This window comes from Collinsella aerofaciens (assembly GCF_028206795.1).
In the GTDB taxonomy this organism is placed as follows: Bacteria; Actinomycetota; Coriobacteriia; order Coriobacteriales; family Coriobacteriaceae; genus Collinsella; species Collinsella aerofaciens_AX.
In genome coordinates this window covers 1-12,171 of record NZ_JAQLFJ010000020.1, presented here as the reverse complement: position 1 = coordinate 12,171, position 12,171 = coordinate 1, and the positions used below count along the sequence as shown (strand labels likewise).

The window sequence follows — 12,171 nt, the reverse complement described above, 5'->3', positions numbered from 1 at the left end:
AGGGATAGAAAAAACGTTTCATCATTGGCGGCTTTAGGTGAATAACTGACCAACCAGAACGGTAAAATAGTGTTTGTCTGAGCGTTGAGACGTTTAGACATCGCGCATTGTCATCGCCGGCAACGCGCAAACCGGTCCTAACGGAGCCAATTGGGTGCTCCGTTATATACGCAAGTCTAAGAGGGGCTTGTTTAGGAGGCACAGTATGGGACGTTTTACCAATCCTCGCGATCTGTACTTTGGTGAGGGCGCTCGCCACGAGGTGAAGAACCTCAAGGGTAAGAAGGCCATCATCGTTTCTGGCGGCAGCTCTATGCGCCGCGGCGGGTTCCTGCAGGACGTTGAGGCCGACCTCAAAGAGGCCGGCATGGAGGTCAAGCTGTTCGAGGGCGTCGAGTCCGATCCCTCCATCGAGACCGTCATGAAGGGCGCAGCCGCTATGCGCGACTTCGAGCCCGACTGGATCGTTGCCATCGGCGGCGGCTCGCCCATCGATGCCGCTAAGGCCATGTGGGTCTTCTACGAGTACCCCGAGGAGTCCTTCGACAACATCATCCAGCCGTTCAGCTTCCCCGAGCTGCGTCAGAAGGCTCATTTCTGCGCCATCTCCTCTACCTCCGGTACCGCTACCGAGGTCACCGCGTTCTCCGTCATTACCGACTACGCCAAGGGCATCAAGTACCCGCTGGCCGACTTCAACATCACCCCTGATGTCGCCATCGTCGACCCCGAGCTCACCTACACCATGCCCGCCAAGCTGTGCGCTCACACCGGCATGGATGCTCTGACCCACTGCATGGAGGCCTACGTTTCCACCTTCGCCTCTATGTTCACCGACGCCAACGCTCTGCACGGCATCCGCGAGATCGTCGAGTGGCTGCCCAAGTCCTATGCTGGCGATCATGAGGCCCGTCAGCACATGCACGAGGCTCAGTGCATCGCCGGTATCGCCTTCTCCTCGGGCCTGCTCGGCATCGTTCACTCCATGGCTCACAAGACCGGTGCTGCCTTCGAGAACGGTCACATCATCCACGGTGCTGCTAACGCCATGTACCTGGGCAAGGTCATCCAGTGGAACTCCAAGGATCCCCGTGCTGCCGAGCGTTACGCTTACGTGGCCAAGGAGATCCTGCACCTTCCCGGCGAGACCAACGAGGAGCTCATCGCTGCGCTCGTCCAGAAGATCCGCGACCTCAACGACCAGCTCAACATTCCGCAGTCCATCAAGGATTACGCGAATGGCGGCGTGAAGGTCGACGCCGAGAACCCGCAGATGGTTTCCGAGGAGGAGTTCCTCGCCAAGCTGCCCGAGATCGCCGCGAACGCCGAGCAGGACGCCTGCACGCCGGAGAACCCGCGTGAGACCAAGGCTGCCGACTTCGAGAAGATCCTCAAGGCTTGCTACTACGACACCGACATCGATTTCTAATCGACTCTTGTTATCGTAACGAGGGGCTCCGCACGTATCCGTACGGAGCCCCTTTCTTTTTACTGATTAGAGAATGGGATAAAAATGGCTGCAATCTTCAATAGCCCCAGCAAGTACATCCAGGGCCCTGACGAGCTGGCCAAGCTCGGCTCCTATGTCGAGCCGCTCGGCGCTAAGGCCCTCGTCATCGTGACGCCTTCGGGCAAGAAGCGCGTCGGCGCCAAGATCGAGGGCGGCTTTGCCGAGGCTAAGGCCGAGCTGCTGTTTGAGGACTTTAACGGCGAGTGCTCCAAGGGCGAGGTCGATCGTCTGGTCGCGCTCGCTCGCGACAACGGTTGCGACATCATCGTCGGCGTCGGTGGCGGCAAAATCCTCGACACCGCGAAGGCCGTCGCCTATTACCTGGAGTCCCCGGTTATCATTTGCCCCACCATCGCCTCGACCGATGCGCCGTGCTCGGCACTTTCGGTGCTCTACACCGACGACGGCCAGTTCGATAAATATCTTTTCCTTAAGGCAAACCCCAACATTGTCCTGATGGATACGACGGTTATCGCGGCGAGCCCGGTGCGCCTGACGGTTTCCGGTATGGGCGATGCGCTCGCAACCTACTTTGAGGCCCAGGCGACGCACGATGCCGACGGCGGCACTTGCGCTGGCGGCAAGGGCGGAATGGCCGGCCTTGCGCTCGCCAAGCTCTGCTACGAGACGCTTATGGCCGATGGCGTCAAGGCCAAGGTCGCGCTGGAGAAGGGTGCGCTGACGCCTGCCGTCGAGCATATCATCGAGGCCAATACGCTGCTTTCGGGCATTGGCTTTGAGAGCTCGGGCCTTGCTGCTGCTCATGCCATCCACAATGGCCTGACGATGCTGCCCGAGTGCCACGGCATGTATCACGGCGAGAAGGTCGCCTTTGGCACCATCGTCCAGCTGGTACTCGAGGATGCTCCCACCGAGAAGCTCGAGGAAGTCTTGGGCTTCTGCATTGAGCTGGGCCTGCCGGTCACGATGAAGGAACTTGGCGTTGCAGAGCTTACGCGCGAGCAGGCCATGATTGTTGCCGAGGCCGCCTGCGCGCCCGATGACACCATGTGCAACATGCCGTTTGAGGTGACGCCCGAGATGGTCGCAAACGCCATTCTGGGTGCCGACGCACTGGGTCACTACTACCTTATGGATGAGTAAACTAAGGTAAGGAGGGGGCAAAGCCGACAGACGGCTTTGCCCCTTTTTGCTATGGTGCAAAGGGGTCAGGTTACTTTGCACCAATTGTTGTTGATGAAAGGGCGGATTCTCGTATGGCGCTTCCCATGGTTTATGGAGGTCCCGGCCGGTATGTTCAGGGGCCGGGCGAACTTTCGCGTCAGGGCAGGTATTTGTCATGGTTGGGCTGCGCTGCCTATGTCTTGTTTGACCAGGGCACCGAGGATCGGCTGTGCAGGCAGATTGTCGATGGATTTCTGGACGAAGATCTAAGCGAGCCGTTCTTTAAGATTTATGACGGTCCGTGTACGGAAGAGGCCGTTGTCGAAATGGCTAAGGAAGCCCGGGCCGAGTATTGCGACATGGTGGTGGGCATTGGCGGCGGCAAGATGCTCGATATCGCCAAGGCAGTAGCGTTTTATGCCGAGTTGCCGTTGTGCGTATGCCCCACGGCGGCTTCGATGGACGGTCCGTGTAGCGCGATTTCGGTGCTGTATCACGAGGATGGGTCGTTCGACCGCTACCTGATGCTCGAGAAGAATCCAGACCTGGTCGTGGTCGATACCAACGTGGTCGCGGCGGCCCCACTGCGTATGACGGTCGCTGGTATGGGCGACGCACTGGCAACGTACTTCGAGGCGCGTTCGTGCGTCGCAGCGCACGGCACTAACGAGCACGGTGGTGCGCCGGGGCACTTGGCCCTGGTTGCGGCTCGTGCCTGCTGCGACACGCTCATGGAGTGCGGTGTCGCTGCCAAGCGCGATCTCAAAAAGGGCCGTATATCGCCGGCGGCTGAGCGTCTGATCGAGTGCAATATTCTGCTTTCGGGCGTCGGCTTTGAGAGTGGCGGTTTGGCGCTGGCGCATGCGATCGCCAACGGCCTGACGATTTTGCCCGAGTGCAAGGCCATGCACGGCGAGGCCGTAGCGTTTGGTCTGGTGGTGCAGCTGCGCCTGGAGCGTGCGCCCGAGCTTGATCAGGTGCTCGAGTTTTGCCAGCGCGTTGGTCTGCCGACGACGCTCGAGGAGCTGGGCCTTGGCGAGATTTCCGATGCCGACTTGCTGAGCGTTGCGGACGCAACTTTTAAGAACGAGCGTAACATGGCCAACGAGCAGGCCAGGGTGACCAAACAAAAGCTCGTGCAGCTCATGCGCGAGGCATAGCTTGGCATTTGATTGACCTTGTGCAATCGAGGCGGCGATAGGCCATAGGCTATTTGCCGCAAAGATGCGCCGCATGTAATTTGCCCGAGGCGTGGGCCGATGGCGTATCATTATCTCTTGCTTGTTTGCACTGCTCAGGGAGGGGCCGCGCATGGCGCAGGAACACGATCTGTTTGATGACATCATCGAAATCAGCAAGGGCTTGGATTTTTTCAAAGACCCGCTTGGCGGTGTGACCGACGCACTCGATCCGTCGGCTCCGCAGTGGAATCCTGCTGACTACAAGGAGCGCCCGCGCGGTAACACCATACCGTGCCTGGCTTGCAAGAACGAGAAGAGCGGCTGTACCGCGTGCATGGACGTGTGCCCGGTGAACGCTATCGAGGTCGAGGAAGACGCCATCGAGATTCTCGACTCCTGTCGCAAGTGCGGCCTGTGTGCCGCTGCCTGTCCGACCGAGGCAATCATCTCGCCGCGCTTGGCGCCCAAAAACCTGTATGACGATATCGTCTCGGCGGCTACGAGCCACGAGACCGCCTACGTCACCTGCACGCGCGCCCTCAAGCGCATGCCGCGCGAGAACGAGGTCGTCGTTGCCTGCGTGGGCGATATTACTGCCGAGACCTGGTTCTCGGTGCTGGCCGACTATCCCAACGTGAGTGTGTACCTGCCGTTGGGTGTGTGCGATAAATGCCGTAACACCGGCGGTGAGGACATTCTGGGCGAGGCGATTGCGAAGGCCGAGGAGTGGTCTGGCACGGGTATGGGCCTGGAGGTCGACCCCAAGAGCCTCAAATGCCATAAGCGCCGCGAGTACGAGCGCAAGGAGTACATGGAAAAGATTGCCCGCACCACGGGCCTGACGGTGACCAAGCTCAATCCGGCGACGGCGGCGCTGGCCTCGGTGACGCAGAAGCTCAAGGCCCACCGCCACCAGATCACGCAGCTTGAGCGCACGCTCAACACCATGTGTGGCACCACGACGACCAAGCGTCGCCGTTCGCTCACGCACGGGCGGCAGCTGGTGCTCTCGACACTGCAGAACCATCCCGAGCTTGCCCAGAACATGCAGGTGAGCACGCCGGAATGCGATTTTGACAAGTGCACGTCGTGCGGCGAGTGCGTCAACGTGTGCCCCACGTTTGCCTGCGATCTGGTGGGAAGCGGCCGCTTTGCGTTGGAGTCCACGTATTGCTTGGGCTGCGGTGCCTGCGTCAAGGTATGCCCCGAGCATGCGCTCAAGCTGGTTGAGCACGATGCGTCCGGCCTGGTCGTTGTCGATCCCGAGGCCGAGGAAAAGGCTGCCAAGAAAGCCAAGGCCCACGAGGAAGCCGAGAAGGCCAAGGCCGAGGCAAAGGTTAAGCTCAACAAGATGCTCGACCAGGTAGAGAAGCTCGCAGACTAAGTCCGCGACCCCAATCTCTGATTCATTTGCGCCGCCGTGGTGCCTGGGTTCGCCCGGATGCTGCGGCGGCGCTATACTTATGCAGTTTGAAATACCTGTACCTAAAGGAGCTGCTGTGTCCCTTTCCATCGGTATCGTGGGCCTGCCCAACGTGGGCAAGTCGACGCTGTTCACCGCGCTTACCAAAAAGACCGGCCTTGCCGCCAATTATCCGTTCGCCACGATCGACCCTAACGTGGGTATCGTCGACGTGCCCGATAGCCGCCTGCAAAAGCTCGCCGACATCGTCAACCCGGGTCGCATCGTGCCCGCCACGGTCGAGTTCGTCGACATCGCAGGCCTGGTGAAGGGTGCTAACGAGGGCGAGGGCCTGGGAAACCAGTTTTTGGCAAACATCCGCGAGACCGACGCCATCTGCGAGGTCGTGCGCTACTTTAAGGACCCCAACGTCATGCGCGAGGTGGGTCGCACCGGCGAGTTCGTCGACCCCGCCGGCGACGCCGACACCATCATGACCGAGCTCATCCTGGCCGATATGGGCACGCTCGAGAAGCAGCTGCCCAAGCTCGAGAAAGAGGCCAAGCGCGACAAGGAGCTCATGCCCAAGTTTGAGGTTGCCAAGCGCTTGCTTGCCTGGCTTAACGACGGCAAGCGCGCCGCATCGATGGAGATGACCGACGAGGAGCGTGCCGCTGCCAAGGGTCTGTTCCTGCTCACCATGAAGCCCATCCTGTATGTGGCCAACGTTGATGAGGATATGCTTAACGACGACCTGGCGCCCATCGATGGCGTCAAGCCGCTGCCGATCTGCGCCAAGATTGAGGCTGAGCTTTCCGAGCTCGATCCCGAGGACGCAGCCGACTATCTGGAGAGCCTGGGCCTGGAGCAGCCCGGCCTGGACGTGCTCGCACAGGCTGCCTATAAGCTGCTCGGCCTGCAGTCGTTCTTTACGGCCGGCGAGATGGAGGTCAAGGCCTGGACGGTGCGTCAGGGTGCGACTGCCCCGCAGGCCGCCGGCGTCATCCACACCGACTTTGAGCGCGGCTTTATTAAGGCCGAGGTTATTGGCTATGACGACTACATCGAGCTCGGTGGCGAGCAGGGCGCCAAGGCTGCCGGCAAGCTGCGTATTGAGGGCAAGGACTATGTCATGGCCGATGGCGACGTCGTGCACTTCCGCTTTAACGTGTAAGGGCGACACATATGTTTAAATACGGCAAAAAAGCTGGCTACATGGGCATTGCGCTGCTCGTACTTGCGGTGATTCCGTTGGTGGTCGCAGCGTGCGTTATCCCCAACATTGGTCCCGAGGTGGCAACGAAGTTTAATGCCGCCGGCGAGGCGACGCGCTGGGGCAAGAGCTACGAGCTGTTGGCGCTGCCGGTGCTCAACCTGCTGCTGAGCGTGGCGACGTACTTTACGGCGGGACGCCAAGCCAAGAACAATGAGGACTCTGCCGCCATGGCGCGCATCGTGTGCGAGCGCTACCTGCGCAACGGCTGTATCACGGGTGTGTTCCTCAACGTAATCAATGTCTACTTTATGTATTCGGCGATTACCGGTACGGGCTTTGGCTTTGGTTTCTAGCTTGTCCTTTTAGGCAACGAGCCTGCACGCATATTCAATGGCTGCTGCGAGGCCGCCGCTCGATCGTGGTTTAAAGACCATGTCGGCGGCGGCTTCGTTTTCGTATCCGGCGCCGCGAAGGGCGAGTGCTATGCCGGCTTCTAAAAGGAGCGGCAGGCTGCGTTGGCTGGTTGCGATTACGGCAACCTGATTGAGCGAGCAGCTGTGCGCCTGGCATTGGATGGCAAGTTCACCTTGCGCCGGGCAAGGGACCAGAACGACGGCGACGCGACTTGATAGCAATGCAAATGCTGTGCGCTCATCGGGCGAAAGGCATTCTGCTTCAACGACGACGAGCTTGGGCGGTGCGCTGTTTGTGCGAAGCGTGGCTCGGTACATGCGGACCGAAGAACCCGACATAGAAAACTCCTGTGTATTCGGCAAAACGTAAACTATAGTTTACGTTTATGTTCGGCTCCATTTCAAACTCGGCTGCATGGACGAACGTGCGAAACAGATTCTTGGCAGGCGGGTCGAAGAGACACGCAGGGACCTTGGTATCTCCAAGGTTGATTTTTGTGTGGCGACAGGAATCAGCCGACCCTACCTCGACCGAATCGAAGATGGGACGGCAAATTTCACGCTCAAGGTTCTATTTAAGATCGCGCCCGCACTCGGCATGACGGTGTCAGAGCTTCTCGAGGGCATCGGATAGGGCGTTCCCCCGCTGTATTTGACGCTCTTTGGGCGGGTCCCCCTGGTTGCGATGTGCAAAATCGCGAGTATTCAGCACCAGTTCGGCCGTAGATGGTAGCTCGAGCGGCTGGCTTTGCCTTTTTGGCAGTAGTTAATCCACATACTAAATAAAAATGAGGAATAAATATTTACTAGACGGAACCATCGTCCTAAAAGTTCGTCTAACAATCGGCCGATTCTATGCCTCCGGCGGAGAAATTGCAGAATACTCCGATTTTTGCACGGCCCGAGGGGGACCACCTGTCGTTTAAGGTTGCGATAAGTGGAGCTGCCTTAGAGATTACGCCATCGGGATACGGTCGTGGTTGACTTGGCTGTAGAACAGGCGCTGGATTTCGGCGGCATGGCGTGACTGGCCGAGTGCCCACATGGTCTTGGCCACAAGCGTCTCGGTGGTCATGTCATCGCCACGCAGAATGCCCGGATGATCGGCGTAAGCACGGCCGACCTCATAAACGCCCAGATCGAGGCCCTCTTCGGGGACCTGCGTGGTCATAACGACGGTGCGGCCCGAATCGACCCAGCGGAAAATCGCCTCCTGGAATGACTCGCCGGACTCGCCAAACTCGGGAATACCGCCAATGCCAAAGGTCTCAAGAATTACAGCATCGTAGCTATCGGCAAGGGCGTCGAGGATGCCCGGGTTTACGCCGGGCGTAAGCTTGAGTACAAATACGCGCGGGTCGATGCTGTCGTAGAAGCGCACCGGGTTTTCGCCCTGATGCGTGCCGTGGAGCCCGTTGCGCACGATGCGGTCGTTGCGGATATAGGCGATGGGCGGATAGTTGACGCTAATGAACGCGTTAAAGCTCATGGTGCGCTGTTTGCGGGCGCGCGTGCCGGCAATGGCTACGCCGCCAAACACGATCGAGACGTCGTGCGAGTGCTCGTCGAGCGCATAGAGCAGGCTCTGGTACAGGTTGAGTTTGGCGTCGGTAAAGGGATTGCCCATGGGCTTTTGCGATCCGGTGAGCACGATGGGCTTGGGGCTGTCCTGAATCAGGTAGGAAAGCGCTGCCGCGGTGTAGCTCATGGTATCGGTGCCATGCAGAATCACGAAACCGTCGTGGTCGGCATAACCCTCGACAATGACGTCGCGGATACGCATCCAGTCACTGGGACGCATGTTGGTGCTGTCGATGTTCATGGGCTGCACGACGTCGAGCTCGCAGAGGCCCGAGATCTCGGGGACGCTCTGGGCGAGCTCCTCACCGGTCAGGGCGGGGGAGAGGCCGTTGCCGTCCTCGGTCGATGCGATGGTGCCGCCCGTGGCGATGAGAAGGATGCGCTTCATGCTGATATTCCTATCGTATTTGCCGCCGCAGAGGCGGAGTCGTTCGGCAGTATTGTGGCACAGGGCGTCCAATGTTCAAACGTATTACATCATCTGTAACGTCTGGTAACACTTCAATTGCCGTCAAATAGGGGCCCAGGTCGTGCGTTTGCCGTGCGCTGATGGCTGCGAGGGACGAGAAACCCCATATAACGTGTACACTATGGAAGTTATTTTCGTTCATTCACGCGGGTGGGCACCGGCTCCCCGCCAACAAGAGGGGGAAACCATGGATCAACATGCTTCCGCAAAGGTCCTCGTACTCGACTTTGGTGCGCAGTACGGTCAGCTCATTGCCCGTCGCGTCCGCGACCTCAACGTGTATTCCGAGATTGTCCCCTGCGACATCTCGGCCGACGAGATTCGCGAGATGAACGCCTCTGCGCTCATCCTTTCCGGCGGTCCGGCTTCCGTGTACGCCGAGGACGCTCCGTCCATCGATCCTGCCATCTTTGACCTGGGCCTTCCCGTCCTGGGCTTTTGCTACGGCCATCAGATCACGGCCGTGACGCTCGGCGGCAAGGTCGGCCACTCCGAGGTGGGCGAGTACGGCCGCGCCACCATCACGCGCACGGCCGGCGCCAAGCTCTTTAACTCCACGCCCATGGAGCAAACCGTGTGGATGAGCCACCGCGACGCCGTGTCCGAGGTGCCCGAGGGCTTTACCGTTACCGCCAGCACCGACGTATGCCCGGTTGCCGCCATGGAGTGCGTTGAGCGCAAGATTTTCACCACGCAGTTCCACCCCGAGGTCAAGCACTCCGAGTATGGCCAGCAGCTGCTGAGCAACTTCCTGTTTGAGATCTGCGGCCTGGAGCCCAACTGGAGCATGGACAACCTGGTCGAGACCATGACGGCCGAGTTCCGCGAGAAGGTCGGTGACGACCGCGTGATTCTGGCCCTGTCCGGCGGCGTCGACTCCTCCGTCGTGGCTGCGCTGGGTGCCCGCGCCGTGGGCAAGCAGATGACCTGCGTGTTCATCAACCACGGTCTGCTGCGCAAGGGTGAGCCCGAGCAGGTGGAGGAGGTCTTCACCAAGCAGTTTGACGTCGACTTTATCCACGTCCACGCCGAGGACCGTTATGCCGAGCTTCTGGCCGGCGTGACCGAGCCCGAGGAGAAGCGCCGCATCATCGGTACGCAGTTCTGGAAAGAGTTCTTCGCCGTGGCGCAGCAGCTCGAGACCGATGGCAAGCCGGTCAAATACCTGGCTCAGGGCACCATCTACCCCGACATCATCGAGTCCGGCGCTCGCAAGACGGGTGGCAAGACGGCCACTATCAAGAGCCATCACAACCTGATCCCGTTCCCCGAGGGCGTGCACTTCGACCTCATTGAACCGCTCGACCACTTCTTTAAGGACGAGGTCCGCGCGCTTGGTCTGGCGCTGGGCCTGCCGGGTCACATCGTGTTCCGCCAGCCTTTCCCGGGTCCGGGTCTGGCCATCCGCATCATCGGCGCGGTCGACAAGGAGAAGCTCGAGATCCTCAAGAACGCCGACGCTATCGTGCGCGAGGAGCTTGACGCCTACAACCAGCGCCTGTTTGAGCAGACCGGTGAGCGCAACTCCGAGCACAGCTGCTGGCAGTACTTTGCGGTCCTGCCCGACATCAAGTCCGTCGGCGTTATGGGTGACGAGCGCACCTACCAGCGCCCGATCATCCTGCGTGCCGTCGAGTCCAGCGATGCCATGACCGCCGACTGGGCCAAGCTGCCCTACGACGTGCTGGCCCGCATCTCCGGCCGCATCGTTGCCGAGGTTCCCGGCGCCAACCGCGTGTGCTACGACATTACATCTAAGCCGCCCGCGACCATCGAGTGGGAGTAGGCTGATAGGGTTCTGACCTGCACTTTTGAGTGCCGCGCTGTGCCGCTGAGTTTCGTTTCGTACGAGAGTCATGGCAAAGCCGCCAGCGACGGCGGTGAGTAAATACGGTAATCTGGCCTCCGTTCCCGCGTTGGGACGGAGGCTTTTTCTTTGCCGTTTTACTCCCTTTCACCTGCGATTTCGCGATTTACTCCCCGTATTTCAAGACGACAAGGCACGGGGCGGTATTCGGAGGAACGGGAGTAAAGATTTATCCCGAATGAGTAGACGCGCGATTTTTGTCCCCGAGAACGAAACGAGGCCGTTTCGGGGCCCGTGAAACTCAAATCGAACTCAACGGGCGTTTTTACGGTCTCCGTACGGCGTTTCCCCAGGTGGTTAATGGGGAGTAAAGAATCTCGCCGCCTCAATGAAAACGGGAGTAATCAGGGGAAATGCCGCAGTGTACTGCCGTGTGCCGCCATGTAAGCCACCGCGTCATTTACTCCCCATTTACGCTTGAAATGCCTTTGCATGCAATGGGGAGTAAAAACTCAGCTTACGCAGGAGCGAGCGGAGCTCACCGCCTAGCCTGGCGTCCTGATTCGGTTGCGTTGATTGCGAAATGCGGGGAGCCGTTACAGCAAGGCTTTCCAGTCCTCGTACTCGTCGGCGTCGATCTCGCCGTTCTCGAGCCGTGCGCGCTTCTCTGCCCACAACTCGATCGCCATCGCGGCTTTGGGCGCGTGCGGCGCCTTGGGGTTCAGGGAGAGGCCCGAACCGTCGGCTGAGGGAACTATGCCGAAGGAGTCTTCGAGCCGCACGAGCAGCGACATGAGGTCGCCTGCGGTCTCGACGCCGTAATCCTTGAGGGCGTTGACGGACACGCCGAGCGCTGCGGCGATGGACTCGAGCAGCTCGGGCTTGTCCATCAGCAAATCCTATCAGCGGCTCAAGGGCAAGGACGTGATTACCACTCCTAAGACGAAAAAGAGCAACCGTGTCATTAAGATGCCCAAATTCCTCTGTGGAGAGATGGAGGACTACTTAAAGATGTTTTACAGCACCGGGGCAAATGAACGGATTTTCCCTGTCAGCAAGCACTATCTCCACCATGAAATGGACAGAGGTGCGAAAGCGGCGGGAGTGAAGCGGATCAGAATTCACGACCTCCGACATTCACACATTTCCCTGCTGATTGATATGGGCTTCACCGCCCTGGCAATCGCTGACCGGGTGGGGCATGAGAGTATCGATATCACCTACCGCTACGCCCATCTGTTTCCTACAAGGCAGACGGAGATGGCGGACAAACTGGACTTTGAAAGGATGGGAACGTAACCATGTCACTGAAAAACCGAGACAACAAAAATCGCTGGAGGAACAAGACCGTGGCCTTCCGGGTGTCCCCGGAGGAAGATGAACAGATCGAGGTTGATTTTCAATCTCAACGCAACAGCTTGAACGGACCCCGCGTTTCCGCAGCTAGCGCAACGCGGAACTAGCTCC

At 59.4% G+C, this 12,171-nt stretch carries 12 protein-coding genes; 9 read left to right on the top strand and 3 right to left on the bottom strand.

Annotated elements, in window-relative coordinates:
* Positions 1-205: 205 nt before the first annotated feature.
* From PMX70_RS09820 to PMX70_RS09795, 6 genes are all read left to right on the top strand, one after another.
* Entirely contained in the window at positions 206-1,429 is a 1,224-nt protein-coding gene (locus tag PMX70_RS09820; RefSeq protein ID WP_271743459.1) for an iron-containing alcohol dehydrogenase, read from the top strand.
* 84 nt (positions 1,430-1,513) lie between these two features.
* Complete coding sequence (locus PMX70_RS09815) at positions 1,514-2,614, top strand: glycerol dehydrogenase (protein WP_117563611.1); 1,101 nt, start codon at positions 1,514-1,516, stop codon at positions 2,612-2,614.
* A 113-nt stretch (positions 2,615-2,727) separates the two neighbouring features.
* Positions 2,728-3,795 (top strand): glycerol dehydrogenase, encoded by a 1,068-nt coding sequence (locus tag PMX70_RS09810; protein ID WP_271743458.1) that lies wholly within the window; start codon positions 2,728-2,730, stop codon positions 3,793-3,795.
* A 151-nt stretch (positions 3,796-3,946) separates the two neighbouring features.
* On the top strand, positions 3,947-5,200 hold the full coding sequence (locus PMX70_RS09805) for a 4Fe-4S binding protein (protein WP_271743457.1): 1,254 nt from the start codon (positions 3,947-3,949) through the stop codon (positions 5,198-5,200).
* A gap of 115 nt (positions 5,201-5,315) precedes the next feature.
* Positions 5,316-6,392, top strand: coding sequence for a redox-regulated ATPase YchF (gene ychF, locus PMX70_RS09800; RefSeq protein WP_271743456.1), 1,077 nt, complete (start codon positions 5,316-5,318; stop codon positions 6,390-6,392).
* 11 nt (positions 6,393-6,403) lie between these two features.
* A complete protein-coding gene (locus PMX70_RS09795; RefSeq protein ID WP_271743455.1) occupies positions 6,404-6,787 on the top strand; it encodes a DUF1648 domain-containing protein in 384 nt (127 codons plus the stop codon).
* A 9-nt stretch (positions 6,788-6,796) separates the two neighbouring features.
* Here the strand turns inward: PMX70_RS09795 and PMX70_RS09790 are convergent, their stop codons facing one another.
* Complete coding sequence (locus PMX70_RS09790) at positions 6,797-7,186, bottom strand: hypothetical protein (protein ID WP_271743454.1); 390 nt, start codon at positions 7,184-7,186, stop codon at positions 6,797-6,799.
* A 76-nt stretch (positions 7,187-7,262) separates the two neighbouring features.
* On the opposite strand from PMX70_RS09790, the gene PMX70_RS10165 reads away from it, so the two are divergent.
* Positions 7,263-7,481 (top strand): helix-turn-helix domain-containing protein, encoded by a 219-nt coding sequence (locus tag PMX70_RS10165; RefSeq protein WP_055287025.1) that lies wholly within the window; start codon positions 7,263-7,265, stop codon positions 7,479-7,481.
* A gap of 321 nt (positions 7,482-7,802) precedes the next feature.
* On the opposite strand, the gene PMX70_RS09785 is transcribed toward PMX70_RS10165, so the two are convergent.
* Positions 7,803-8,816, bottom strand: a complete 1,014-nt coding sequence (locus PMX70_RS09785; RefSeq protein ID WP_148346513.1) for an asparaginase — start codon at positions 8,814-8,816, stop codon at positions 7,803-7,805.
* Between the two features lie 268 nt (positions 8,817-9,084).
* On the opposite strand from PMX70_RS09785, the gene guaA reads away from it, so the two are divergent.
* A complete protein-coding gene (gene guaA, locus PMX70_RS09780; protein WP_271743453.1) occupies positions 9,085-10,683 on the top strand; it encodes a glutamine-hydrolyzing GMP synthase in 1,599 nt (532 codons plus the stop codon).
* A 617-nt stretch (positions 10,684-11,300) separates the two neighbouring features.
* On the opposite strand, the gene PMX70_RS09775 is transcribed toward guaA, so the two are convergent.
* On the bottom strand, positions 11,301-11,594 hold the full coding sequence (locus tag PMX70_RS09775; RefSeq protein WP_068539730.1) for an XRE family transcriptional regulator: 294 nt from the start codon (positions 11,592-11,594) through the stop codon (positions 11,301-11,303).
* Here PMX70_RS09775 and PMX70_RS09770 point away from each other — a divergent pair.
* Positions 11,587-12,003, top strand: coding sequence for a site-specific integrase (locus tag PMX70_RS09770; protein WP_227791403.1), 417 nt, complete (start codon positions 11,587-11,589; stop codon positions 12,001-12,003). The two genes, PMX70_RS09775 and PMX70_RS09770, sit on opposite strands and share 8 nt — an antisense overlap.
* The last annotated feature ends 168 nt before the right edge of the window (positions 12,004-12,171 follow it).